The sequence below is a fragment of the Sphingomonas sp. CBMAI 2297 genome (assembly GCF_029870595.1).
Taxonomy (GTDB): Bacteria; Pseudomonadota; Alphaproteobacteria; order Sphingomonadales; family Sphingomonadaceae; genus Sphingomonas.
In genome coordinates this window covers 32,536-55,508 of the sequence record NZ_JAPDIR010000001.1, presented here as the reverse complement: position 1 = coordinate 55,508, position 22,973 = coordinate 32,536, and the positions used below count along the sequence as shown (strand labels likewise).

27 protein-coding genes are annotated in these 22,973 nt (G+C 67.5%); 16 read left to right on the top strand and 11 right to left on the bottom strand.

Annotation, left to right across the window (positions count from 1 at the left end; genetic code table 11):
* Positions 1 to 184 precede the first annotated feature (184 nt).
* The 5 genes from OMP43_RS00305 to OMP43_RS00285 all read left to right on the top strand — a co-directional run bounded on the left by OMP43_RS00305 (position 185) and on the right by OMP43_RS00285 (position 5,277).
* Positions 185 to 622, top strand: coding sequence for a DUF3576 domain-containing protein (locus OMP43_RS00305; protein WP_086127797.1), 438 nt, complete (start codon positions 185 to 187; stop codon positions 620 to 622).
* A 77-nt stretch (positions 623 to 699) separates the two neighbouring features.
* Complete coding sequence (gene leuS / locus OMP43_RS00300) at positions 700 to 3,237, top strand: leucine--tRNA ligase (RefSeq protein ID WP_280277443.1); 2,538 nt, start codon at positions 700 to 702, stop codon at positions 3,235 to 3,237.
* Positions 3,234 to 3,737, top strand: a complete 504-nt coding sequence (lptE, locus tag OMP43_RS00295; RefSeq protein WP_280277442.1) for an LPS assembly lipoprotein LptE — start codon at positions 3,234 to 3,236, stop codon at positions 3,735 to 3,737. The genes leuS and lptE overlap by 4 nt, the downstream gene beginning before the upstream one ends.
* Positions 3,734 to 4,750: a DNA polymerase III subunit delta gene (holA, locus tag OMP43_RS00290; protein WP_280277441.1), complete on the top strand. Its 1,017-nt coding sequence runs from the start codon at positions 3,734 to 3,736 to the stop codon at positions 4,748 to 4,750. The genes lptE and holA overlap by 4 nt, the downstream gene beginning before the upstream one ends.
* A 5-nt stretch (positions 4,751 to 4,755) precedes the next feature.
* Positions 4,756 to 5,277, top strand: a complete 522-nt coding sequence (locus OMP43_RS00285; protein WP_280277439.1) for a shikimate kinase — start codon at positions 4,756 to 4,758, stop codon at positions 5,275 to 5,277.
* Positions 5,278 to 5,316: 39 nt separating this feature from the next.
* Here the strand turns inward: OMP43_RS00285 and OMP43_RS00280 are convergent, their stop codons facing one another.
* The 6 genes from OMP43_RS00280 to OMP43_RS00255 are packed head-to-tail and all read right to left on the bottom strand — an operon-like array spanning position 5,317 to position 11,001.
* Positions 5,317 to 6,198 (bottom strand): ParB/RepB/Spo0J family partition protein, encoded by an 882-nt coding sequence (locus tag OMP43_RS00280; RefSeq protein WP_280277438.1) that lies wholly within the window; start codon positions 6,196 to 6,198, stop codon positions 5,317 to 5,319.
* Entirely contained in the window at positions 6,195 to 6,977 is a 783-nt protein-coding gene (locus tag OMP43_RS00275) for a ParA family protein (RefSeq protein WP_167300051.1), read from the bottom strand. The genes OMP43_RS00280 and OMP43_RS00275 overlap by 4 nt, the downstream gene beginning before the upstream one ends.
* Positions 6,974 to 7,597 (bottom strand): RsmG family class I SAM-dependent methyltransferase, encoded by a 624-nt coding sequence (locus OMP43_RS00270; RefSeq protein WP_280277436.1) that lies wholly within the window; start codon positions 7,595 to 7,597, stop codon positions 6,974 to 6,976. The genes OMP43_RS00275 and OMP43_RS00270 overlap by 4 nt, the downstream gene beginning before the upstream one ends.
* Positions 7,594 to 9,426, bottom strand: a complete 1,833-nt coding sequence (gene mnmG, locus OMP43_RS00265) for a tRNA uridine-5-carboxymethylaminomethyl(34) synthesis enzyme MnmG (protein ID WP_280277434.1) — start codon at positions 9,424 to 9,426, stop codon at positions 7,594 to 7,596. Before mnmG ends, OMP43_RS00270 begins: the two co-directional genes overlap by 4 nt.
* A gap of 58 nt (positions 9,427 to 9,484) precedes the next feature.
* Positions 9,485 to 10,768 (bottom strand): tRNA uridine-5-carboxymethylaminomethyl(34) synthesis GTPase MnmE, encoded by a 1,284-nt coding sequence (mnmE, locus tag OMP43_RS00260; protein WP_280277433.1) that lies wholly within the window; start codon positions 10,766 to 10,768, stop codon positions 9,485 to 9,487.
* Complete coding sequence (locus OMP43_RS00255) at positions 10,768 to 11,001, bottom strand: DUF6489 family protein (protein ID WP_086127787.1); 234 nt, start codon at positions 10,999 to 11,001, stop codon at positions 10,768 to 10,770. Before OMP43_RS00255 ends, mnmE begins: the two co-directional genes overlap by 1 nt.
* A 191-nt stretch (positions 11,002 to 11,192) precedes the next feature.
* Between OMP43_RS00255 and OMP43_RS00250 the strand changes: the two genes are divergently transcribed.
* Positions 11,193 to 11,894, top strand: coding sequence for a dienelactone hydrolase family protein (locus OMP43_RS00250; protein ID WP_280277432.1), 702 nt, complete (start codon positions 11,193 to 11,195; stop codon positions 11,892 to 11,894).
* 43 nt (positions 11,895 to 11,937) lie between these two features.
* Here the strand turns inward: OMP43_RS00250 and OMP43_RS00245 are convergent, their stop codons facing one another.
* From OMP43_RS00245 to hemE, 5 genes are all read right to left on the bottom strand, one after another.
* Positions 11,938 to 12,129 (bottom strand): hypothetical protein, encoded by a 192-nt coding sequence (locus OMP43_RS00245; RefSeq protein WP_280277430.1) that lies wholly within the window; start codon positions 12,127 to 12,129, stop codon positions 11,938 to 11,940.
* Positions 12,130 to 12,533: 404 nt separating this feature from the next.
* The gene (locus tag OMP43_RS00240) at positions 12,534 to 13,235 is read right to left on the bottom strand and encodes a TerC family protein (RefSeq protein WP_280277429.1); all 702 of its coding nucleotides are present in this window, start codon (positions 13,233 to 13,235) and stop codon (positions 12,534 to 12,536) included.
* A 103-nt stretch (positions 13,236 to 13,338) separates the two neighbouring features.
* The gene (rho, locus tag OMP43_RS00235) at positions 13,339 to 14,595 is read right to left on the bottom strand and encodes a transcription termination factor Rho (protein ID WP_137862830.1); all 1,257 of its coding nucleotides are present in this window, start codon (positions 14,593 to 14,595) and stop codon (positions 13,339 to 13,341) included.
* A 227-nt stretch (positions 14,596 to 14,822) separates the two neighbouring features.
* The gene (locus tag OMP43_RS00230; protein ID WP_280277427.1) at positions 14,823 to 15,275 is read right to left on the bottom strand and encodes a CopD family protein; all 453 of its coding nucleotides are present in this window, start codon (positions 15,273 to 15,275) and stop codon (positions 14,823 to 14,825) included.
* A 25-nt stretch (positions 15,276 to 15,300) separates the two neighbouring features.
* Entirely contained in the window at positions 15,301 to 16,326 is a 1,026-nt protein-coding gene (hemE, locus tag OMP43_RS00225) for a uroporphyrinogen decarboxylase (protein WP_280278079.1), read from the bottom strand.
* Between the two features lie 331 nt (positions 16,327 to 16,657).
* Here hemE and OMP43_RS00220 point away from each other — a divergent pair, with 331 nt between their 5' ends.
* The 10 genes from OMP43_RS00220 to OMP43_RS00175 all read left to right on the top strand — a co-directional run bounded on the left by OMP43_RS00220 (position 16,658) and on the right by OMP43_RS00175 (position 22,950).
* Positions 16,658 to 17,479: a pyruvate, water dikinase regulatory protein gene (locus OMP43_RS00220; protein WP_179187858.1), complete on the top strand. Its 822-nt coding sequence runs from the start codon at positions 16,658 to 16,660 to the stop codon at positions 17,477 to 17,479.
* Positions 17,476 to 18,072 carry a nucleoside triphosphate pyrophosphatase gene (locus OMP43_RS00215; RefSeq protein WP_280277426.1) on the top strand — a complete coding sequence of 199 codons (597 nt, stop codon included), beginning with the start codon at positions 17,476 to 17,478 and terminating at the stop codon, positions 18,070 to 18,072. The genes OMP43_RS00220 and OMP43_RS00215 overlap by 4 nt, the downstream gene beginning before the upstream one ends.
* Positions 18,069 to 18,878 (top strand): shikimate dehydrogenase, encoded by an 810-nt coding sequence (gene aroE / locus OMP43_RS00210; protein WP_280277424.1) that lies wholly within the window; start codon positions 18,069 to 18,071, stop codon positions 18,876 to 18,878. Before OMP43_RS00215 ends, aroE begins: the two co-directional genes overlap by 4 nt.
* On the top strand, positions 18,875 to 19,480 hold the full coding sequence (coaE, locus tag OMP43_RS00205; RefSeq protein WP_280277423.1) for a dephospho-CoA kinase: 606 nt from the start codon (positions 18,875 to 18,877) through the stop codon (positions 19,478 to 19,480). The genes aroE and coaE overlap by 4 nt, the downstream gene beginning before the upstream one ends.
* Positions 19,481 to 19,487: 7 nt before the next feature.
* On the top strand, positions 19,488 to 20,180 hold the full coding sequence (dnaQ, locus tag OMP43_RS00200; protein WP_280277421.1) for a DNA polymerase III subunit epsilon: 693 nt from the start codon (positions 19,488 to 19,490) through the stop codon (positions 20,178 to 20,180).
* 76 nt (positions 20,181 to 20,256) lie between these two features.
* Positions 20,257 to 20,844 carry a ribosome-associated translation inhibitor RaiA gene (gene raiA, locus OMP43_RS00195; RefSeq protein WP_086127777.1) on the top strand — a complete coding sequence of 196 codons (588 nt, stop codon included), beginning with the start codon at positions 20,257 to 20,259 and terminating at the stop codon, positions 20,842 to 20,844.
* Positions 20,845 to 20,888: 44 nt separating this feature from the next.
* The gene (locus tag OMP43_RS00190) at positions 20,889 to 21,356 is read left to right on the top strand and encodes a PTS sugar transporter subunit IIA (RefSeq protein WP_280277419.1); all 468 of its coding nucleotides are present in this window, start codon (positions 20,889 to 20,891) and stop codon (positions 21,354 to 21,356) included.
* Entirely contained in the window at positions 21,343 to 21,807 is a 465-nt protein-coding gene (locus OMP43_RS00185) for a PaaI family thioesterase (RefSeq protein ID WP_280277418.1), read from the top strand. The genes OMP43_RS00190 and OMP43_RS00185 overlap by 14 nt, the downstream gene beginning before the upstream one ends.
* A complete protein-coding gene (locus OMP43_RS00180; RefSeq protein WP_348538582.1) occupies positions 21,807 to 22,145 on the top strand; it encodes a DUF1491 family protein in 339 nt (112 codons plus the stop codon). The genes OMP43_RS00185 and OMP43_RS00180 overlap by 1 nt, the downstream gene beginning before the upstream one ends.
* 157 nt (positions 22,146 to 22,302) lie before the next feature.
* Complete coding sequence (locus OMP43_RS00175; protein WP_280277415.1) at positions 22,303 to 22,950, top strand: cell wall hydrolase; 648 nt, start codon at positions 22,303 to 22,305, stop codon at positions 22,948 to 22,950.
* Positions 22,951 to 22,973 lie beyond the last annotated feature (23 nt).

The window sequence follows — 22,973 nt, the reverse complement described above, 5'->3', positions numbered from 1 at the left end:
CCATGGTTCCACCGGTGGCACAAATTTCGTGACGGTGTTGCACCAGACCCACAGAATCTGCTTGCGGTCCCTTTAACCAGCAGTGTTTCAAACGTGCGAATCGGGGCATGGCTTCCCGCCTTGCTCCCGCCACATGCGCCACTATAGATGCTCCCGACTTTTCTCGCCTGGTAGGAATGTGACGATGAACCGCCTGTTGCGCACCGCGATCCTGGGGTCGCTTGCTCTCTCGATCACCGCGTGCGGCGGTCACACCAAGCGCCCCGAGGCGGATCTCGCCGCCTCGAAGGTGACGACGATCGGCGTCAACTCCTATCTGTGGCGCGCCAGCCTCGACACGCTGAGCTTCATGCCGCTGCTCCAGACGGATTCGAACGGCGGCGTGATCGTGACCGACTGGTACGTGAATCCCAATGTCCAGACCGAGCGGATGAAGGTCACCGTGACGATCCTCGACCAGGATCTGCGCGCCGATGCGCTGCGCGTCGCGGCGCTGCGCGAAGTGAACCGGGGCGGCGCCTGGGTCGCCGCGCCGGTCCAGGCCGCGACGGTGCAGAAGCTCGAGGACATCATCCTCACCCGCGCCCGCGACCTGCGCCGCGCCGCCGTGGCCACCAACTGATCCCCTAGTGACGGTTCCAGCCTGCTCTCCCGCCCGGCGAAGCAGGCCGGCACCGCGAGAAGACAGCAGGAACTGATTTGTCTCGCTTCAACCCGTTGAAGGCGGACGCCGCATGGCAGAAGGTGTGGGAAGAGAACCGCACCTTCGCCGCGCGTGACGATTCGCCCAAGCCCAAGAGCTTCGTCCTCGAGATGTTCCCCTATCCCTCGGGGCGCATCCATATGGGCCATGTCCGCAACTACACGATGGGCGACGTGCTCGCGCGCTTCCGGCGGATGCAGGGCATGGAAGTGCTCCATCCGATGGGCTGGGATGCGTTCGGCATGCCGGCCGAGAATGCCGCGATGGAGAAGAAAGTCCATCCCGGCAGCTGGACCCGCGCCAATATCGCGACGATGAAGGCCCAGCTGAAGCGCCTGGGCTTCGCGCTCGACTGGACCCGCGAGCTCGCCACCTGCGAGCCCGACTATTATGGCCATGAACAGGCCATCTTCCTCGATTTCTTCGAGAACGGCCTGGTCTATCGCAAGGAATCGGCGGTCAACTGGGATCCGGTCGACATGACCGTGCTCGCCAATGAGCAGGTGATCGACGGGCGCGGCTGGCGCTCGGGCGCGCTCGTGGAGCGGCGCAAGCTGAGCCAATGGTTCCTCAAGATCACCGAATTCGCCGAGGACCTGCTGGAGGGCGTGCGCGGGCTCGAGCATTGGCCGGACAAGGTCAAGCTGATGCAGGAGAACTGGATCGGCAAGTCCGAGGGCCTGCAGTTCGACTGGACGCTTTCCGATGGCGAGAAGCTCCAGGTCTACACGACCCGCCCCGACACGATCTTCGGGGCGAGCTTCATTGCGGTGGCGGCCGATCATCCGATCGCGCAGAAACTGGCCGCTTCGAGCCCGGAAGTTCGCGCCTTTGTCGAGCTGTGCAAGCAGGGCGGCACCACTGCGGCCGAGCTGGAGACGCAGGAGAAGCTGGGCTTCGACACTGGCCTCACTGCCACCCATCCCTTTGATTCTACTTGGCAAGTTCCGGTCTATATCGCGAATTTCGTGCTGATGGACTATGGCACCGGCGCGGTGTTCGGCGTGCCGGCGCACGACCAGCGCGACCATGAGTTCGCCAGCAAGTACAAGCTGCCGATCCGCCGCGTCGTTTCCGAGGGCGACAAGATCGCGCCGGAATTCCACGATGCCGAGGCCTATACCGGCCCCGGCACGCTGGTGAACTCGCACTTCCTCGACGGGATGGACGTGGCCGACGCCAAGCGCACCGTGATCCGGCGCGCCGAGGAAGGCGGCTGGGGCCAGGGGCAGACGGTGTGGCGCCTGCGCGATTGGGGCGTCAGCCGCCAGCGCTATTGGGGCACGCCGATCCCGATCATCCATTGCGAAAGCTGTGGCGTCGTCCCCGCCCCGCGCGAATCGCTGCCGATCACCTTGCCCGAGGACGTGTCGTTCGACATTCCCGGCAACCCGCTCGACCGGCACCCGAGCTGGAAGCATGTCGACTGCCCGAAATGCGGCGCGCCCGCCCGGCGCGAGACCGACACGCTCGATACCTTCGTCGATTCCTCCTGGTATTTCATCCGCTTCGCCAGCCAGCCGGCGGACCGGCCGTTCGACAAGGCCGTGGCCGAGCAATGGCTGCCGGTCGGCCAGTATATCGGCGGCGTCGAGCATGCGATCCTGCACCTGCTCTATGCGCGCTTCTTCACCCGGGCGCTGCGCCATATCGGCAAGCTCGACGTGACCGAGCCATTCGCCGGCCTGTTCACCCAGGGCATGGTGACGCACGCCAGCTATTATCAGATGGAAGAGCATGACGGGCTGGAACGGAAGGCCTATTTCGAGCCTTCCCAGATTTCGCGGCGCGGCGACGGCACCGCCTATCTGACCGATACCGGCGAGGACGTGATCGTCGGCCGCATCGAGAAGATGTCGAAGTCGAAGAAGAACACCGTCGACCCGACCGAGATCGTCGACCAATATGGCGCCGACGCCACGCGCTGGTTCATGCTTTCCGACAGCCCGCCCGAGCGCGACCTGGAATGGAGCGAAAGCGGCATCGAGGGCGCCTGGCGCTTCGTCAATCGCCTGTGGCGCCTGTTCGATAGCCTTTCGGAAGCCGAAGCCGGCACCGGTCGCGATGTCGAGCTCGACAAGCGGCTGCACCGCACCATCGCCGGCGTGGCCGAGGATGTGGAGGCGCTGGCCTTCAACAAATCGGTCGCCAAGCTCTACGAGCTGGTCGGCGCGATCGAGAAGGCGCAGCCTTCGGCGTCCAGAACGGAAGCGATCCGCACCCTGGCCCGCATCGTCGCGCCGATGGTGCCGCATATCGCCGAGGAAGCCTGGGCGACCATGGGCAATCCGGGCCTGATCGCCGATGCCGAATGGCCCGCCGTGGATCCCGCGCTGCTCGTCGACGACGAAGTGACGATCGCCGTGCAGGTGAATGGCAAGCTGCGCGATACGCTGCTAATGCCGAAGGGCGCGGCCAAGGATGTGGTCGAAGCCGCGGCACTTGCCAGCGACAAGATCGTTCGATCGCTCGAAGGCAAGCAACCCAGGAAGGTGATCGTCGTGCCCGATCGTCTGGTGAACATCGTCGCATGAGGCAGCTTGCGCTCCTCGCCGCCGCCGCGCTCGCTCTGTCGGGCTGCGGCCTTCGCCCGCTCTATGGCGGCGGGCCCGACGGCGCGGTGCGCTCCACGCTCTCCGCGGTCGAAGTCGCGCCGATCAAGGGCCAGTCGGGCTGGCTGGTCGCCAATGCGCTCAAGGACCGGCTCGACCATAATGACGCCCCTGCCCGCTATCGGCTGGAAGTGACGCTCGACGACCAGATCGCGGGCCTGGGCGTGCGACGCGACGATTCGGTGGCGCGCGAGCGGCGGACGCTGCGCGCGCGCTACCAGCTGATCGACCTCTCGAACGGCAATGTCGTGCTCGACGCTACCGCGGGCTCCGATGCCGGCATCGACGTGGTCGGCAGCGAATATGCCACGATCGCGGCGGAGAAGAGCGCGCTCGAGCGGCTTTCGGGCATCGTCGCCGACCAGATCGTCGCGCGCGTCGCCCGCTATGCGCAGAACGCGCCCGGGACCGGCAGCCAGTGAAGGCCAACGCGACGCAGATCCGCGCCGCGATCGAGAAGCTCAACCCCGACACGCGGCTCTACCTGTTCCACGGCCCCGACGAGGCCGGCGCCGCCGATCTCGCCGCAAAGCTCGGCAAGGCGCTGGGGCCGGAAGCCGAACGCATCGACCTCGACATGAAGGCGCTGCGCGAGCAGCCTGGCCGGCTTGCCGACGAAGCGGCATCGCTCTCGCTGTTCGGCGGTGCCCGCTATGTCCGCCTGCTGGGCGTCGAGGAAGGCGCGGCGGAAGCGATCGGGCTGCTGCTGAACGCCGAGCGCGCCGGCAACCCGGTGGTGGCGATCGGCCCCGGGCTGAAGGCAAGCGGCAAGCTGGTGAAATCGGTGATCGCCGCGCAGAACGCCTATGCCCATGCCTGTTATGTGCCCGAGGGCATCGACGCCACCCGCCTGGCCGCCAATATCGCGCGCGAGCACGGCCTGCGGCTAACCGGCGAGGTGCCGCAGCGGCTCGCCGCCGCCACCGCGGGCGACCGAGCGATCCTGGCGCGCGAGATCGAGAAGCTGGCGCTCTATCTCGATGCGGCGCCGGAGCGGCCCAGGGACGCCGATGGCGCGGCGCTTGACGCGATCGGCGCCGATCTGGGCGATTCGGACCTGAGCGACGCGATCACGGCGGTGGTGGATGGCCGCGTGGGCGATATCGGCACCGAGCTCGCCCGGCTGGGCGAAGGCATCGGCGTGCCGCTGATGCGCCAGCTCGCCCGGCGGCTGCAATCCATGGCCGAAATGCGGATCGACCTGGATCGCGGCGGCGACATGGATGAAGTCCTTGAGAAGCATCGCGTTTTCTTCCGCGAGAAAGCCGCCACCGGCCGCGCGCTGCGCCGCTGGAACGGCGTGCAGCTCGCCCGCGCGATCGATCGAGTGCGCGAGGCCGAGCGGGCGATGATGCATTCGGGCAGCGCCGGCGAAGTGCTGGCCGATGCCGAGGCCGTGACGATCGCACGCCAGGCGGCGCGGGCGCGAGGCTAGGCCCCGTGCGGCTGGTGTTCCTCTATGGGCAAGTCGCCACTGGCAAGCTGACAGTCGGCAAGGCGCTCGCCGCCCGCACCGGCCTGCCGCTGTTCCACAACCATCTCGTCGTCGACGCCGTCGCCGCGGTCTTTCCGTTCGGCAGCGACGCCTTTGTGCGCCTGCGCGAGCAATTCTGGCTGGAGGTGGTTGCCGAAGCCGCGCGCCAGGGCCGGTCGCTGATCTTCACCTTTGCGCCCGAACCGAGCGTGGCGGGGGATTTTCCCGAGCGGGTCCAGTCACTTGTCGAGAGTCATGGCGGCCAGGCCCTGTTCGTCGCGCTGACGCTCGACCGTGCGGAGCAGGAGCGCCGGCTGCTGGCCGAAGAGCGGGCCGCGTTCGGCAAGCTGCGCTCGTTGGAGCTGCTGCGGACCCTGCACGGGGAGTTCGAGCGATGCATGACGGCGATGCCCGCCCCTGCCCTGGCGATCGATACGGGCAGGACCTCGCCCGATCAGGCGGCCGAGCGCATCGCGCAGCTGCTGTAATTCGTCGTCCCGGCTCTCCCCCGGGAGGACGGCCGAGTTTCAGATCCGCTCGCCGCTCAGCCGCTGGCAGACCATGTCGAGCTGGTCGAGCGTCGAATAGGAAAGCGTGAGCGTGCCGCCCTTGGCGCCATGGGCGATGCGGACGTTGAGGCCGAGCACATCGCCCAGCTGATGCTCGAGCGCCGTGATGTCGGCATCGCGGATCTTGGGATCGGCCTTGCGCCGCGATCCCGGCTTGGCATTGCGCGCCAGCTTCTCGGTCTCGCGCACCGACAGGCCCTTGGCGGCGACTTCGCGGGCAAGCCGCTCCGCCTCGGGCGCGCCGATCAGCGCGCGGGCATGGCCCATGTCGATATCGCCGACCACCACCATCTGGCGCACGCCTTCGGGCAGGTCGAGCAGGCGGAGCAGATTGGCGATATGGCTGCGTGACTTGTGGACGAGCTTGCCGAGCGCTTCCTGGCTGTGCCCGAACTCGCGGATCAGCCGGGCATAGGCTTCCGCCTCTTCGATCGCATTGAGATCCTGGCGCTGGATATTCTCGACCAGCGCGATTTCCATCGTCTCCGCATCGTCGAAATCGCGAACGATGACGGGGACTTCGTGCAGCCGGGCGCGCTGCGCGGCGCGCCAGCGGCGCTCGCCGGCGACGATCTGGTAGTTATGGCCGGTCGGCCGGACGACGATCGGCTGGATCAGCCCGCGCTGCTTGAGCGACTGGGCCAGCTCCTCCAGCTTATCCTCGTCGAAATGGCGGCGCGGCTGGTCCGGATGCGGCACCAGCGAACTGACCGGGAGCATCCGCAGGCCGGAAGCGGCATCGGGCGTGCCCGAGACCGGCGCTTCGGGAACGGCATCGCCCAGCAGGGACGAAAGCCCGCGGCCAAGGCCGGGGCGAGGCTTGCGGTTGGCGTCGGTCATGCGGCTTTCTTGAGCTTGGGCAGGCGGTCGATCACTTCGCGGGCAAGCGCGATATAGGCTTCCGAGCCGGGGCAACGATGATCATAGATCAGCGCCGGCAGGCCATGGCTGGGCGCTTCGGACAGGCGCACATTGCGCGGGATCACCGTATCGAACACCACCCGGCCGAGCACGGCGCGGACATCGTCCGAAACCTGGTCGGTCAGGCGATTGCGGCGATCATACATGGTCAGCACCACGCCGAGGATCGACAGGCCCGGATTGAAGCGGCTGCGGATGCGCTCGACGGTGGTGAGCAGCTGGCTGAGCCCCTCGAGCGCGAAGAACTCGCACTGCAGCGGCACCAGCAAGGCATGCGCGGCCACCATCGCGTTGATCGTCAGCAGGCCGAGTGAAGGCGGGCAATCGATCAGGATCACGTCCCAGCGATTGGCATGATGGCGGGCGATCGCCGCATCGAGCCGGTGTGTGCGCGCCTCGAACTCGATCAGCTCGATCTCGGCGCCCGACAGATCCTGCGTCGCCGGGACGATATCGAGCCCGGGCACCTTGGTGGGCGTGGCGACGTCCTCGAGATTCACATCGCTGACGAGCAGGTCATAGCTCGAATGCTCGCGCTCCGCCCGCGTGATGCCCAGGCCGGTCGAGGCGTTGCCCTGCGGATCGAAGTCGATCAGCAGCACGCGCTGGCCGGTCGCGGCGAGCGCGGTGCCGACATTGATCGCCGTAGTGGTCTTTCCCACTCCACCCTTCTGGTTGGCGATAGCGATGCAGATCATCTGGGGCGTACCTTTCGCGCGACCACGATACCCGATTCCGGCTGCGTGATGCTGGGTTCCACGTGAAACGCACCCTGCCATTTCGCGCGCGCCGCTTCCACCTCCGATTGCGCACTTCGCCCTTTTGGCAGCAACCAGATTGTGGACGAGTCGGTACAATGCGCCGCGCCGCGGAACAGATCGGGCAGCGCCGCGACTGCCCGGGCGGAGACGATCGCGGTCTTGCCCTCCGGCACATAGGCCTCGACCTTGCAATGCGCGACCTTGGCCCGATCGCCAATGCCGAGCGCCTCGGCCGCTGTCCGAAGGAACTCGACGCGGCGGATGCGCGGTTCCACCATCACCACCGGGCGATCGATCAGCAGCGCCACGATCAGGCCAGGCATGCCGGCACCGGTGCCGATATCGAGCCAGACCCCCTCCCCGGCATCGGCCGCCAACGGGATGAGCTGGGCCGAATCGACGAAGTGCCGCGCCCAGAGCGTCTCGAAGGACGCTGCCGAGATCAGGTTCTGCCGAGCCGATTCTTCGCGCAGGATCGCCCCAAAGCGCTCCAGCAGCGTTCCACGTGGAACACCGAAGCGATTCAGGATCCAGTCTCGGGCTTCGTCTTCGGTCATGCGGCGCGCCGTTTCGCGTGGAGGAGAATGGCGGAAAGCGCCGCCGGCGTGATGCCGCGAATGCGCGCGGCGGCGCCGATCGTCTCGGGCCGCGCCGCACCGAGCTTCTCCACCATCTCGTTGGAGAGCCCGGCAATGGCGGCGAAGTCCATGCCGGCGGGCAGCTTCACTGCATCGTTCGCGCGCAGCTGGGCAACCTCGGCCTCCTGGCGCTCGAGATAGGGGGCATAGCGCGCATCCTCGACATATTCGGCGAGCAGATCGGGATCGGCTTCCGGGGCGATGTCGAGATGCGCGAGCTCGATGCCCGGAAAGCGCAGCCATTCGCGCGCCGGGCGCCGCGCGCCATCCTGGGCGATAGTAGCGCCCCGGGCCGCCAGGGCGCTGGCGGTGCGCTCCACGGCAAAGGCCTGGTCCAGCCTGGCCCTGCCCTGTTCGCGGGCCTGGAGCCAGGCAAGCCGCTCGGCCCCCAGGCATCCCAGTCCGGCGGCGATCGGGCCGAGGCGCGATCCGGCATTGTCGGCGCGCAGGCGCAGGCGGAACTCGGCGCGGGCAGTGAGCATGCGATAAGGCTCGGTAACGCCCTGCAGCACAAGGTCGTCCACCATGACACCGAGATAGGAAGTCGCGCGATCGAGGATCAGCGGCGCGAGCCCGCGGGCATGGGCGGCGGCGTTGAGCCCGGCGACCAGGCCCTGCCCCGCCGCTTCCTCATAGCCGGTGGTGCCGTTGATCTGGCCGGCGCACCACAGGCCGGGGATCGCCGGCAATGCCAGAGTCGCGTCGAGCGCGCGCGGATCGATATGGTCGTACTCCACGGCATAGCCGGGAGTCACGATCACGGTCTGCTCCAGCCCCGGAATCGAATTGACCATCGCCACCTGCACATCGACCGGCAGCGAAGTCGACATGCCGTTCGGATAGATCAGATGGGTGTCGAGGCCCTCGGGCTCGAGGAAGATCTGGTGGCCGTCGCGATCGCCGAAACGATGGATCTTGTCTTCGATCGACGGGCAGTAGCGCGGCCCCTGCGCGTCGATCGCGCCGGTGAACAGCGGCGAGCGATCGAGCCCGGCGCGGATCGCGGCGTGCGTGGCATGGGTGGTGCGGGTAACTCCGCAATGGAGCTGCGGCAGCACGCGGCGCGGGGTAAGCGGCGACATGGTCCAGGGATCGGCATCGGAGGCCTGCTCCTCGATCCGTGCCCAGTCGATGGTGCGCCCGTCCAGGCGCGGCGGCGTGCCGGTCTTGAGCCGGGCCATGGGGAGGTCGAGCCCACGCAGCTGCTCGGCGAGGCGAATGGCCGAACCCTCGCCCACCCGGCCGCCGGTCTCGCGCTCCTCGCCCCGGAAGATGCGGCCGCCAAGGAAAGTGCCGGTGGCGAGCACCACGGCGCGGCAGGAAAGCAGCCTGCCATCGGCCAGGCGGATGCCGGCAACGGCACCGCCCGCGAGCTCGAGCGCCTCTGCCTCACCTGCGACCAGGTGCAGGTTCGGCTGCTCGGCGAGCATCTTCTGGATCGCGGCGGCATAGCGCACCCGGTCGGCCTGGACGCGCGGCCCCTGCACCGCCGTGCCCTTGGACCGGTTGAGCATCCGGTAATGGATGCCCGCGGCATCGGTCGCCCGGCCCATCAGCCCATCGAACGCATCGACTTCGCGAACCAGATGCCCCTTGCCCAGGCCGCCGATCGCCGGATTGCACGACATCGCCCCCAGCTTTGTCAGGTCGAAGCTGAGCAGCGCGGTGCGCGCGCCCCGGCGGGCCGAGGCGGCGGCCGCTTCGGTGCCGGCGTGCCCGCCGCCAATGACGATGACGTCGAAATCCATTGGCCGCGCGCTACAGAATGCGCGCGGCCACGTCAAAACCGTTCCACGTGGAACAGGGTCATTTGCCGATGCAGAAGCGGGCGAACAGCGCGTCGAGCATCGCTTCCACCCCGGCGCGCCCGGTGATCGCGTCGAAGCCACGCATCGCGCTGCGCAGCTGCTCGGCGATCAGCAACAGGTCGCCCTCCGCCGCCGCCGCCCGCAGCGCCGTGGCGGCGTTCTGCGCCAGCGCGCGCTGCCGGGCGTTGAGCGCCATCTGGTCGGGCGGCGGCAGCATGTCGGCGGCAAGCGCCGCCATTGCATCCCACAGCCCATCCATCCCCTCGCCCGTCAGCGATGATTGCGACAATCGGTCCGTCGCGACCGGGCGCCCGGGAAGGTCCGCGCGCGGATTGAGCCAGAGGCTGCGGTCATGCGCCGGAGGTGCATCGTCCCCCAGCCACAACAGGATGTCCGCCTCGGCCTGGGCGGCCTGGGCCCGCGCGATGCCGATCGCCTCGATCTCGTCGCCGGGCCGCGCCGCCAGGCCCGCCGTGTCGATCAACAGCCAGGCGATGCCGCCGCGCACCACCGGCGCTTCGATCCGGTCCCGCGTAGTGCCGGAGATCGGCGAGACGATCGCCGCGTCGCGCCCGGCCATTGCGTTGAGCAGCGACGACTTGCCGGCATTGGGCGGCCCGGCCAGCACGACGCGGATTCCGTCCCGCAGCCGCTCGACCGGCGGCCGATCCGCCACCGCGGCGATATCCGCCGCCAGCGCCGCGGCACCGGATCGAATCGCCGGAAGCAGCGTGGCGTCGGCGGCATCCTCCTCGTCGCTGTGATCGAGCTCGGCCTCGACTCGCGCGGCAAGCATCAGCAGCCGATCGGTCCAGCCTTCCACTGCCCGGCGAACCGCCCCTTCCGCCGATCGGATCGCGGACCGGCGTTGCGCCTCGGTCTCGGCCATCAGCAGGTCGCCCAGCCCTTCGGCCTCGCTCAGGTCGATCCGGCCGTGCAGCAGCGCCCGGCGCGTGAACTCGCCCGGTTCGGCGGGCCGGAGCCCCGGCCGGCGGGCCAGCGCCGCCTCAACCGCGCGCACCACCGCGCGACCGCCATGGAGATGGAATTCGGCGAGATCCTCTCCCGTCGCGCTGCGCGGGCCCGGGAAGCAGAGGAGGATCGCCCGATCGAGCAGGCCGCCATCGGCGGGATCGGCCAGCGCCCGCACCACGGCGCGGCGCGGCGCCGGCAAGTCGCCGGCGAAATCGCGCACCATGTCGAAGGCGCGCGGCCCGCTCACGCGCAGCACGGCGATCGCGGCGGGAAGCGCGCCGCTGGAGACCGCGTAGATCGTGTCCATTATTTCTCGGTCTTGCTCCCGGCGTCGAACATCGCGCGCCAGAATCCCATGCCGGCCTCGCTCATCGGCGCCCAGCTCTGCAGCATCGCCCGAAACGCTTCGGGGCTGCCCTGCTTGTCGATCGCGTCCACCATCATCGCGACATAGCGCTCGTGCACCGGGGCGAGGTCCGGCAGCCCCATGGCGCGGCGCGCTTCCTCGGGGGTGCAATCCACCTCGACATTGATCTTCATGGCCGTCTCCGTTGCGCGGGCAGCACCGTGGCTGCTAGTTCGAACCCATCTATGCGCGCGACCGTGCCGTGATCGCAACGCCCATCGATCCCGTCCCGGGTCGAAGGCGGGCGGGCCCGGACCCGATACGGACCCGATGATCAATCCCAGCCGCTCGAGCGCGAGCGGCGCCACGCCGGAAGGACATTGCCATGAGCGAGATGATCAGCATCGACACGATCGACGGAAGCGGCAGCTTCCAGGCCTATGTCGCGCGTCCCGAAGGCGCGCCGCGTGCGGCGATCATCGTGATCCAGGAGATTTTCGGCGTGAACCCGGGCATTCGCCGCAAGTGCGACGACTGGGCGGCCAAGGGCTATCTGAGCCTTGCGCCCGACCTGTTCTGGCGCCTGGAGCCGGGCATCCAGCTCGATCCCGATGTGCCGGAGCAGTTCCAGCGGGCGCTGGGCCTGATGGGCAAGTTCAACCAGGACGCCGGCATCCGCGACATCGAAGCGACGATCAGGCGCGCCCGGGCATTGCTCGGCGCCGGCGGCAAGGTTGGCGTGGTGGGCTTCTGCCTGGGCGGCCGCCTGGCATTCATGACCGCGACCCGGACGGACAGCGATGCGAGCGTCGGCTATTATGGCGTGGGGATCGACAATCTGCTCGGCGAGAAGCACGGCATCGCTCATCCGGTGCTGCTCCATATCCCGCAGGCCGATCATTTCGTCGATCCCGAGACGCAGGCGGCGATGCATGCCGGGCTGGACGACCATCCCAAGGTCACGCTGTTCGACTATCCGGGCGAGGATCACGGATTCGCCGATACCTTCGGCAAGCGCCGCTCGGATGAATCGGCGAAGCTGGCGGATGGGCGGACGGCCGAGTTCTTTGCGAAGAATCTATCGTAGGGAACTGAAATTCATGTGCTGAGGCAAGCCAATTGCGATTGCCTCAGCACACCGACATCGAATCGGCGACATGGGCCTTCACGAAGTCGGTGAAGCTGTCGGCGACCCGGCGATCCCCCGCGCCGATAACGGGGACCCGGCCATGATCCTCGCCCTCCTCGCAGCAGATGATCCAGGCCCAGCACCAAACCATGTAATCGGCGAAGAACAGGCAGCGCTCCGCCGCCGGCCGCAACGGCCCTGTTCTCGAGCCGCTGGTGATATTCTTCAGGGATGTTCCGGATTCTGGACGGCGGCCACCAGATGGCATCCCCATCATCCCAATGATCTTCCTTCGGCGCCACGTGCAGCAGATAGGCGCGAAAGTCCGCGGGCAGCACGATACCATAGCGGCGCTCCAGCTCCCTCCTCCTCTTCATGGGGTACCGGACGGTCGCCGCCACGCGCCCAGAAGCCGGCAAGCATCTCGTGCGCGGCCATCGGCGGATCGGCTTCATATGCGAAAGGCCGCTTGGGCGATGAACGCCCGCTCGCCCTCCCCCGTCCGAACAAGAATGCAACGACCCGCGACATCACTGCCATGGCCAGGATCACCAGCAGCGATGTCCAGGGCCATTGCAAGGACATCCAGCCCGTTCTTCAGAAGAAGCTGACGATCCCCGGCGTCTCGTGCGTGCCCACCCAGCCCTCATAGATCATCCGGAAGGCGACGAAGACGATCACGACGAGGCCGATATAGGCGATCCACGGATAGCGGTTGATCAGCTTGGCGATCAGGTTGGCGGCAATGCCCATCAGCGCCACCGAGAGCAGCAGGCCGACGACGAGGATGCCGGGATGCTCGCGCGCGGCGCCGGCCACGGCGAGGACATTGTCGAGGCTCATCGAGACATCGGCCACGGCGACCGCCCAGGCGGCGGCGGCGAAGCTCCTGGCCGGCTTCAGGCCGGATTCGACCTCATCGGCATGCGGCCCGCCCTCGCGGATCTCACGCCAGAATTTCCAGCTCACCCAGAGCAGCAGCAGCCCGCCGGCGAAGATCAGCCCGACGATCCCCATCAGCCAGCTGACGATCAGCGCGAACAGGATGCGCAGGAGGAGCGCGGCGCCGATGCCGATCAGGATCACCTTCCGACGCTGTTCCGCCGGCAGGCCCGCGGCGAGCGCGCCGACGACGATCGCATTGTCGCCCGCCAGCACCAGGTCGATCATCAGCACCGAGCCGAAGGCGGCGAGCGCGGACGGATCGCCGAGGTTCGAGAAATCGGCGACGATGTGGTTCCAGATCTCGAGCGGGGAACCGATACCGGCCGCGGCGGCGCTGAAGAGCAAGTCGAGCATCGCCAAGCCCTAGCGTGACGCGGGCAAAAGAAAAGGCCGGGCGTGATGCCCGGCCTTTCCCGATCCGCCATCCGCCCCTCCCCGAAAGGAGGGGTCCGGACGATCACTGGTTCATGCTGTCGAAGAAATCCTCGTTGGTCTTGGAATCCTTCATCTTGTCGAGCAGGAACTCCATCGCGTCGACGGTGCCCATCTGCATCAGGATGCGGCGCAGCACCCACATCTTGGTGAGCTTGGACTTGTCGACCAGCAGCTCCTCCTTGCGGGTGCCCGACTTGCCGACGTCGAGCGCCGGGAAAATGCGCTTGTCGGCCACCTTGCGGTCGAGGACGATTTCCGAGTTGCCGGTGCCCTTGAACTCTTCGAAGATCACTTCGTCCATGCGGCTGCCGGTGTCGATCAGCGCGGTGGCGATGATCGAGAGCGAGCCGCCTTCCTCGATGTTGCGCGCCGCGCCGAAGAAGCGCTTCGGCCGCTGCAGCGCGTTCGCGTCGACGCCGCCGGTGAGCACCTTGCCCGAGGACGGAACCACCGTGTTGTAGGCGCGGCCGAGGCGCGTGATCGAATCGAGCAGGATCACCACGTCCTTCTTGTGCTCGACCAGCCGCTTGGCCTTCTCGATCACCATCTCGGAGACCTGGACGTGGCGCTGCGCCGGCTCGTCGAAGGTGGAGGAGATCACCTCGCCCTTCACGCTGCGCTGCATGTCGGTCACTTCCTCGGGGCGCTCGTCGATGAGCAGCACGATCAGGAAGACCTCGGGGTGATTGTCGGTGATCGCCTTGGCGATGTTCTGGAGCAGCACGGTCTTGCCGACGCGCGGCGGCGCCACGATCAGCGCGCGCTGGCCCTTGCCCTGGGGCGCGACGATGTCGATCACTCGGGCCGACTTGTCCTTGATCGTCGGATCGAGGCTGTCGAGCGTCAGCTTCTGCTCGGGATAGAGCGGAGTGAGATTATCGAAATTTACCCGGTGGCGAACCGCATCCGGGTCGTCGAAATTGACCGAGACCAGGCGGGTCAGCGCGAAATAACGCTCGCCATCCTTGGGCGCGCGGATCTCGCCTTCCACCGTGTCGCCGGTGCGCAGGCCGAACTTGCGGACCTGGTTGGGCGAGACATAGATGTCGTCGGGCCCGGCGAGATAATTCGCCTCGGGGCTGCGCAGGAAGCCGAAGCCGTCGGGCAGCACTTCGATCGTGCCTTCGCCCATGATCTGGTCGCCCTGCTCGGCCTGTGCCTTGAGGATCGCGAAGAGCAGATCCTGCTTGCGCAAAGTCGAAGCGCTCTCGACGCCGAGCTCCTCGGCCATCGAGACCAGTTCGGCGGGGGCTTTCTTCTTGAGGTCCTTGAGATGCATTGGGAGTCCGGATGCCTGGATTGCTTGGGGAGAGCGTCGGTCGGCGGTACGGTCGCGCGCGAATAACGATGCTTGGAGGAGGGATGGCCCGGTGACCCGGACCACAACGCCGAATTAGGTAGGGCCCAAGGCCAAGTCAACCGGTCTCCGCGGTCTGGAATGCGCTTTTGCGGCAGGTGTCATCTTGCGGGGGACGGAAGGCTCGCGCAACTATGTTACGTCCGCGGTCAGAAAGGCTTCACGACCGCCAGGATGACGATCAGGATCACCGCCAGCGCGGGCAGCTCGCCGAGCATGCGCAGGCGCCGCGCCGGGATCGGTCCATGGCCGCCGGCAAGCTTGCGGGAATAGCCGACCGCCCAGCCGTGGAATCCGGAAAGCAGCAACACGATCAACAACTTGGCATGCAGCCAGCCGAGCCCGGCCCCCTCTTCGAACAGCCCGAGATTGGCGGCGAGCGCCAGGCCGAGCAGCCACACCACCAGGATCGACGGCGTGAGGATCATCCGGCGGAGCAGCGCCTCGCGCTTCGCCCAGGCGGCGGCTTCCGGCGTGCCCAGCGCCTCCTGGTGATGGACGAGATAGCGCGGCAACAGGAACAGCCCGGCCATCCAGAAGATCACGAAGATGATGTGGAACGCCTTGACCCAGAGATAGGCCCCGCCCAGGAATCCACTCATGCTCGCCTCCGTTCGCGGGCTGCCATCACCCTTTCCTGATCCGCGCCAGCAGCCGCTCGACATGCGCGATCGGCGTGTCCTGCTGGATGCCGTGCCCCAGATTGAACACATGCGGGCGGCTTGGAAAGGCCGAAAGAATCCGGTCGATCGCGCGATCGAGCGTCTCGCCGCCGGCGATCAGCGCGAGCGGATCGAGATTGCCCTGCACGGGGAGATTCCCGGGCAGCACCTCATCGGCCCAGACGGGATCGACTGTCTCGTCGAGCCCGATCGCGTCCACGCCGGTCTCACGCGCATAGGCGGGGAGCTTGCCGCCGGCGCCCTTGGGGAAGCCGATCACTGGCGCCCTGCCCTTCACCGCGGCCGCGATGCGGGCGGTGGGCGCGATCACCCAGCGCTCGAACTGCTCGGGCGAAAGGCTGCCGGCCCAGCTGTCGAACAGCTGCACCGCCTCGACGCCGGCATCGATCTGGGCGTTCAGATAGTCGATCGTGCAGTCCGCGATGCGATCGACCAGCGCCTGCATGAGTCCGGGGTCCGCATAGGCGAGCCGGCGTGCCTCGGCCTGCTCGCGGCTGCCCTGTCCCGCGATCATATAGGTGGCGACGGTCCAGGGGCTGCCTGCGAAGCCCAGGAAGGTCACTCGGGGGTCGAGGGTGGCCCGTACCTGCCGGACGGTCTCGTACACCGGCTGCAGGGCCTCAGGACGCGATTCAAGGGCATCCAGGACCGCGCGGGACGTCACGGTCGGTGCCAGCCGCGGTCCCTCGCCGGTCTCGAACCAGAGCTTCTGGCCCAGCGCCATCGGCACCATCAATATGTCGGAGAACAGGATCGCGCCGTCCATGCCGAAGCGACGGATCGGCTGGAGCGTGATCTCGGCAGCGGCCTGCGGGTCGAGCGCGAGTTCGAGGAATCCGCCCTTTTCGGCCCGGAGCGCGCGATATTCAGGCAGATAGCGCCCCGCCTGGCGCATCAGCCACAGGGGCGGCACTTCCTGTCGGACGCCCTTCAGCGTCTCGAGCAACGGCTTGGTTCGGGGAGCGGTCAGGGCCTCGGTCCTAAAACTATTAAAAGAGAATCTAGGAATTGTTGGAGTCTGTTGGGGCGTGAAAGCCGGGGCTTATGCATTCGTCCGCGACTTGCCAACAGATTGACTCCGCCGGCCTCTCGGGAGTCTCCGGATTCGCCGGCGCCGTCCCCGTTTTCAACAGGCTGTGGATCGGAATCACAAGCTGGGGACGGGCATGTGGACGAATCACCAGCGGGAGTCGTCGAACTGGCCCGATTGGTTCGTGCGCCGGGTTGCGCTAGTGGCTGTGCGGCATGTTCTCCACAGATTCATCCCCCGTGGCACTCCGCGCCTCCCGCAAGGACCACTGATGCGCCTTCATCTCCACCTCCTCTCCGATTCCACCGGCGAGACGCTGGAGAACATCGCCAAGGCGGCGCTCGCCCAATATGACGATGTGGAGACGCTGCGGCATTTCTGGCCGATGGTGCGCAGCGAGGCGCATCTCGAGCGCATCCTGCAGGAAATCGCGCAGAACCCGGGCCTGGTGCTCTACACGCTGGTGAACCCCGAGATCCGCCGAACGCTGGAAAGCCGTTGCCGGGCGATGGGATTGCCGGCGATCGCGCCGCTCGATCCGGTCAACCATGCGCTCTCCAACCTGCTCGGCCAGGAAGCCAAGGCGCGGCCGGGCCGGCAACATACCCTGGATGCCGCCTATTTCGCGCGCGTCGATGCGATCCAGTTCACCATCGCCCATGATGACGGGCTGCTCGCCGAGGATTGGGAGGAAGCGGATATCCTGCTCGCCGGCGTCTCCCGCTCGTCCAAGACGCCGACGTCGATCTATCTGGCGAACCGCGGCTACAAGACCGCCAACATCCCGATCGTGGTCGAATCGCCGCCGCCGCCGGAACTGTTCGACCTCAAGCATCCGCTGATCGTCGGCCTCACTACCAGTGCCGACCGGCTGATCCAGATCCGCCGCAACCGGCTGCTTTCGCTGAACCAGGCGCCCGAGACGAGCTATGTCGACCAGGACTCGGTGTCGCGCGAAGTCGCCTATGCCCGGCGGATGTTCGCCGACAATGGCTGGCCGGTGATCGACGTGACGCGCCGCTCGATCGAGGAGACCGCGGCGGCGATCATCCAGCTATGCAACGAACGGACGCTCGAAAAGGGAAGGTCATGAAGTTCATCCTCGCCTCGCAAAGCGCCTCGCGCCGCGCGATGCTCGATGCCGCCGGAGTGCCGCACGAAGCCGTGGCGGCACAGGTCGATGAGGCTTCGGCGAAGGAGTCGCTGGTCGCCGGCGGCATTTTCCCGCGCGACCTGGCCGATGCGCTGGCCGAGCTCAAGGCGCTCAAGGTCTCCGGCCTGGTGCCGGCCGGGCTCGTGCTGGGCGGCGATTCGCTGGTCGCGCTCGCCGACGGTTCGCTGCTCGACAAGCCGGAGAGCCGCGAGCAGGCGGCGGATCACTTGCGCCGCATGTCTGGCCGGACGCACGACATCTACAGCGCCGCCGTGATCGCCGAGGGCGGTCGCGCGGTGTGGCGCCATGTCGACCGGGCCAGGCTGCACGTCCGGCCGCTCTCGGAAGGATTCATCCAGGAGTATCTCGACATGGAATGGCCAGCGATCGCCGGCTGTGTCGGTTGCTTCCGGATCGAGGGACCCGGCGTCCAGCTGTTCAGCCGGACCGAGGGCAGCCAGTTCACCATCCTCGGCATGCCGCTGCTGCCGATCCTCGACTATCTGCGCGTACGGGGGATATTGACGTCATGACAGCCTATGCCGAGGTGATCGGCGACCCCATCGCCCAGTCCAAATCGCCGCTGATCCACGGCTTCTGGCTGGCGCAGCTCGGCATCGCGGCCGAATATCGCCGAGCCCATGTGAAGCCCGAGGAGCTGGCGGGTTATTTCAAGGCGCGCAGGGCGGATCCCGACTGGCGCGGCTGCAACATCACCCTGCCCCACAAGCAGGCGGCGCTGGAGTTCGTCGAGGATCGCGGCGGGATCCGCCAGTCGATCGGCGCGATCAACACGGTGGTGCGCGCCGAGGATGGCGCGCTGATCGGCACCAACACCGATGCCGGCGGCTTCTATGCGCCGATCGCGGGCCTGGATCTCGAGGGCAGGCACGCGGTGGTGATCGGCGCGGGCGGCGCGGCGCGGGCGATCCTGTTCGCACTGTCCAAGGTCGGCATCGGCCGGGTGACTCTGCTCAACCGCAATGTGCTCAAGGGCGCGGCCCTGCTTTCCGGCTTCGGGATCAAGGGCGAGGCGCTGCCGCTCACCGCCAAGCTGCCCCCCGCCACCTTGCTGGTGAACGCCAGTGCGCTCGGCATGGTCGGCCAGCCACCGCTCGAGATCGACCTGGCGCCGCTGCCCGCCGACGCCGTGGTCTATGACGCGGTCTATGCCCCGCTCGAGACCGACCTGCTTGCCCAGGCCCGCGACCGCGATCTCGACACGGTGGACGGGCTCGAGATGCTGGTCGGCCAGGCCGCGCTTGCCTTCGAGCTGTTCTTCGGTGCCGAACCGCCGCGCGACCGCGACGAGGAACTGCGCGCGCTGCTGCTGAAATGAGCACGCGCCCGATCATCCTGGGCCTCACCGGGTCGATCGGCATGGGCAAGTCGACCGTGGCGGCGATGTTCGCGGAAGACGGCGTGCCGGTGTTCGATGCCGATGTGGAGGTCCATCGGCTCCAGGGGCCGGGCGGCGGCGCGCTCGCCGCGATCGAGGCGGCGTTTCCCGGCACCACCGGCGATCTCGGAGTCGACCGCGCGCTGCTGCGCGAGGCGGTGACGGCCGATCCCGGTGCCTTTGCCCGGTTGGAGGCGATCCTCCATCCCGCCGTGGCCGAGATGCGCGAGGCGTTTCTCCAGGCGAATCGCGATGCGCCGCTGGTGGTGCTCGACATACCCCTGCTGTTCGAAGCGGGTGGATGGGAGCAGGTCGACAGGATCGCCGTGGCCTCCGCGCCCGCCGATGTGCAGCGCGAACGGGTGCTCGCCCGCCCGGGCATGACCGAGGCCCGGTTCGAGGCGATCCTTGCCCGCCAGCTGCCCGACTCGGAAAAGCGCGCGCGCGCCGATTTCGTCATCCCCACCGGCGTGCCGATCGGGGAGACGCGCGCGGTGGTCCGTGATGTCATCGCTTGCCTAGCGGGCCGCGTGGGAGGATAAGGTCCCAATGCGTGAAATCGTGTTCGACACCGAAACCACCGGGCTCAGCTTCTCGGGTGGCGACCGGCTGGTCGAGATCGGATGCGTCGAGCTGGTCAACCGCGTCATGACCGGCCGCACCTACCACGCCTATATCAATCCCCAGCGCCCGATGCCGATCGAGGCGTTCAACGTCCACGGCCTGTCGGACGTGTTCCTCTCGGACAAGCCGCTGTTCGAGGATGTGGTCGAGGACATGCTCGAGTTCATCGGCGACAGCCCGATGATCGCGCACAACGCCAATTTCGACTTCGGCTTCATCAATGGCGAGCTGACCCGCAGCGGCCGGCCGATCGTCGACCTGGGCCGCATGGTCGACACGCTGGCGATCGCGCGTGTCAAGCATCCGGGCGCCAAGCACACGCTCGATGCGCTGTGCACTCGCTACGGCATCGATCTCACCCAGCGCACGCTGCACGGCGCGCTGATCGACGCCTCGCTGCTGGCCCAGGTCTATGTCGAGCTTACCGGCGGGCGGCAGATCACGCTGGGCCTGGCGGTGGACGCGCCGGTGGTGCGCGAGACCATGGTCGAGGCGCCGTCGCGCGTGCATGCGCGCCCGGCCCGGCAATTTACGGCCAGCGCGGCGGAACTCGAACGCCACGCGGCCTTTCTCTCTAAGATGGAGGACCCGCTCTGGGGCACCGCCCCGGCCAGTTGACTCCCGGCGATCGCCGGCGGTCAATCGGCTCGGACCCACCCCAGTACGGGTCCTCGGTACAAAGTGGAGGTGAACAATGGACATCCGGGTTTCTGGGCATCAGGTCGAGACGGGCGCCGCGCTCAAGGCGCAGGTCAACGAACGGCTCCAGGGGATTGCGGGCAAGTATTTCTCCCGCGCGATCTCGTCCCAGGCGACCTTCGGCAAGGGACCGCACGACAATGGGTTCACCTGCGATATCGTGATGCACGTCACCCAGGGCCTGGTCCTCAAGGCGACGAACAAGGGCATGGAGGCGCATGGCGCCTTTGACGGTGCGGCCGACCGGATCGACAAGCAGCTGCGCCGCTATACGCGCCGGCTGAAGGACCGCCAGAACGGCGTGGTCAATGCGTTCGCCGAGAACGGCGCCTATGACAACAACGCCGGCTACACGCTGTTTCAGGAGACGGTGGACGAGGACGAGCCGGTCGATGCGCCGCTGATCATCGCGGAGACCCGGGTGGACGTGCCCGATGCCACGGTTTCGGATGCGGTGATGATGCTCGATCTACGGAACACCAATGCGCTGCTTTTCCGAAATAGCGCGACAGGTGCCCATAACATGGTCTATCGGCGCGGCGACGGGACGATCGGATGGGTGGAACCCAATCGCGCCGCCTGAGTATTAAGGCAGGCCCCGGGGGGCGGACCTCAACTGGAATATCGATGACGACCATCACTGAATTGCTCGTGCCGGAGGCAGTGCTCTCCGGCGTGAGTGTTGCCAGCAAGAAGGCGCTGTTCGCAGCGCTGGGGGCCGCCGCGGCGGAGGCCTATGGCCTCGACGCGCGCGCCGTTTCCGAAACCCTTGCCGAGCGCGAGAAGCTGGGATCGACCGGCTTCGGCGCCGGCATCGCCATTCCGCATGGCAAGCTCGACGCCATCCGCCGCGTGTGCGGCGTGTTCGTGCGGCTGGACAAGCCGGTCGATTTCGGCGCGGTGGACGAGCTGCCCGTCGATCTCGTCTTCATGCTGCTCTCGCCGGTGGGTGCGGGTGCCGAGCATCTGAAGGCGCTGGCCTGTGTCTCGCGTTGCCTGCGCGACAAGGCAATCGCCGCCAAGCTGCGCGGCGCCGGATCGCGCGATGCGCTCTATGCGCTGCTTGCGGGCGTGGAGGCGCGTGACGCAGCCTGAGGAGCCGATCGGGGCGGAGGCGCATTTCCGTGCGCTCGAATCCCTTTATGCCGCGGCGCCGATCAACCGGCTGTTCGAGTCCGAGCTCGAGATTCCGGAAGGCGGCGTCGCGCGCATTCGCTTCACGATCGACGAGCGCTATTTCCATGCGGCGGGCGCGGCGCACGGCACGAGCTATTTCAAGATGCTCGACGATGCCGCCTTCTATGCGGTGAACAGCCTCGTCACCGATCGCTTCGTGCTGACCACCCAGTTCAACCTGCTGCTCACCAAGCCGCTCGGCCCGGGGCCGGTGGTCGCGGAGGGGCGCTGGGTGAGCGGGCAGCGGCGCGTGTTCGTCGGCGAGGCGCGGCTGATCGATGCGACCGGCGAGGAAGCGGCGCGCGGCACGGGCACGTTCATGCGCTCGCGCATCCCGCTCGCTTCGTTGCCCGGATATCGCCAGGGTTGATGGCGCGGATCGCCACCGGCACGCTCGTCAACGCGCTGATCCGCCGTGCCGAGGGCGCCGGCGGGGGCGCGATGGTGCTGGCCCGGGGCGATGCGACCGCCGGTGCGGTGCTGCTCCTGCTGGTCGATCGCGGGGCCAATCCGCGCTTCGTCGAGCGCGGGCTGGGGCCGGACGGGAACCCCGCGCTGATCGCCTCCGGCCCGCGCGAATTCGCCGACGAGGGCGAGGTCACCGCCTATTGGCGGCGGCGCCGCGAACGCGATTCCGACCTCTGGGTGGTCGAACTGGATATCGTGGATGGGGAACGCTTCGCCGCTGAAACGATCGCAATGAATTGACATGCAGGGCGCGCCCGGCGAAAGGCGGCGCCTACTATCAATCGCGTTGTGTCTGCCGGGGTGTGAAGTCGGCAGGTTACGCAGTCGGGGGGGAAGCCCGGCGGCCCACTAGATAAGAAGGGCCGGCCGCGCACCAACCGCACAGCAACGAAGCCTAATGAAGTTCCTCCATCGCGCCGCGGGCTTCGCGGCCGTGACTTTTTGCGCTGGCGCACTTGCGAATGCCGCCACGATCGACGTGACCCCGAACGCGCAGGATGTGCCGGTTCAGCAGGTCAACGTCCAGAACCTCCAGCAGGTTCCCATGCCGGCCCCGCAGGCCGCGCCGACTCCGATCCAGGAAAAGACCGAGATCGTCCAGCCGATCCCCAATGCGGATGCGGACGACGAAGATTTCGACTCGCTCTCCGAAGCCGTGGCCGCCCAGGATGCGCCCGCGTCGCTCGACAGCGAGCTCAACTGCCTTGCCGTGAGCGTCTATTACGAGGCGAAGAGCGAGCCGCTCGCCGGCCAGCTCGCCGTGGCCGACGTGATCCTCAACCGCACCGAATCGGGCCGCTTTCCGCGCTCGGTCTGCGGCGTGGTGACTCAGCGCGGCCAGTTCTCCTTCGTGCGCGGCGGCAAGCTGCCGACTCCGCCGGCCAATGGCCAGTGGAAGAAAGCGCTCGCCGTGGCCCAGGTCGCGATGAAGGATCAATGGGATTCGCCGGTGCCCGAGGCGCTCTATTTCCATGCTCGCTATGTGAAGCCGAGCTGGAAGCGCGCGCGCGTGGGCTCCGTCGGCAACCATGTCTTCTATCGCTGAGCGAGTCGCGGGCTTCCCTGCGT

Bases quoted from the DNA above. Each gene is read 5' to 3' on its own strand.
- coaE (WP_280277423.1), top strand. From the start codon at position 18,875: ATGAGCACGCGCCCGATCATCCTGGGCCTCACCGGGTCGATCGGCATG.
- rho (WP_137862830.1), bottom strand. From the start codon at position 14,595: ATGCATCTCAAGGACCTCAAGAAGAAAGCCCCCGCCGAACTGGTCTCG.
- OMP43_RS00190 (WP_280277419.1), top strand. From the start codon at position 20,889: ATGACGACCATCACTGAATTGCTCGTGCCGGAGGCAGTGCTCTCCGGC.
- OMP43_RS00250 (WP_280277432.1), top strand. From the start codon at position 11,193: ATGAGCGAGATGATCAGCATCGACACGATCGACGGAAGCGGCAGCTTC.
- OMP43_RS00305 (WP_086127797.1), top strand. From the start codon at position 185: ATGAACCGCCTGTTGCGCACCGCGATCCTGGGGTCGCTTGCTCTCTCG.
- raiA (WP_086127777.1), top strand. From the start codon at position 20,257: ATGGACATCCGGGTTTCTGGGCATCAGGTCGAGACGGGCGCCGCGCTC.
- OMP43_RS00175 (WP_280277415.1), top strand. From the start codon at position 22,303: ATGAAGTTCCTCCATCGCGCCGCGGGCTTCGCGGCCGTGACTTTTTGC.
- OMP43_RS00230 (WP_280277427.1), bottom strand. From the start codon at position 15,275: ATGAGTGGATTCCTGGGCGGGGCCTATCTCTGGGTCAAGGCGTTCCAC.
- OMP43_RS00220 (WP_179187858.1), top strand. From the start codon at position 16,658: ATGCGCCTTCATCTCCACCTCCTCTCCGATTCCACCGGCGAGACGCTG.
- OMP43_RS00270 (WP_280277436.1), bottom strand. From the start codon at position 7,597: ATGACCGAAGACGAAGCCCGAGACTGGATCCTGAATCGCTTCGGTGTT.
- mnmE (WP_280277433.1), bottom strand. From the start codon at position 10,768: ATGGACACGATCTACGCGGTCTCCAGCGGCGCGCTTCCCGCCGCGATC.
- OMP43_RS00180 (WP_348538582.1), top strand. From the start codon at position 21,807: ATGGCGCGGATCGCCACCGGCACGCTCGTCAACGCGCTGATCCGCCGT.
- mnmG (WP_280277434.1), bottom strand. From the start codon at position 9,426: ATGGATTTCGACGTCATCGTCATTGGCGGCGGGCACGCCGGCACCGAA.
- aroE (WP_280277424.1), top strand. From the start codon at position 18,069: ATGACAGCCTATGCCGAGGTGATCGGCGACCCCATCGCCCAGTCCAAA.
- OMP43_RS00255 (WP_086127787.1), bottom strand. From the start codon at position 11,001: ATGAAGATCAATGTCGAGGTGGATTGCACCCCCGAGGAAGCGCGCCGC.
- OMP43_RS00280 (WP_280277438.1), bottom strand. From the start codon at position 6,198: ATGACCGACGCCAACCGCAAGCCTCGCCCCGGCCTTGGCCGCGGGCTT.
- OMP43_RS00275 (WP_167300051.1), bottom strand. From the start codon at position 6,977: ATGATCTGCATCGCTATCGCCAACCAGAAGGGTGGAGTGGGAAAGACC.
- OMP43_RS00240 (WP_280277429.1), bottom strand. From the start codon at position 13,235: ATGCTCGACTTGCTCTTCAGCGCCGCCGCGGCCGGTATCGGTTCCCCG.
- dnaQ (WP_280277421.1), top strand. From the start codon at position 19,488: ATGCGTGAAATCGTGTTCGACACCGAAACCACCGGGCTCAGCTTCTCG.
- OMP43_RS00215 (WP_280277426.1), top strand. From the start codon at position 17,476: ATGAAGTTCATCCTCGCCTCGCAAAGCGCCTCGCGCCGCGCGATGCTC.
- lptE (WP_280277442.1), top strand. From the start codon at position 3,234: ATGAGGCAGCTTGCGCTCCTCGCCGCCGCCGCGCTCGCTCTGTCGGGC.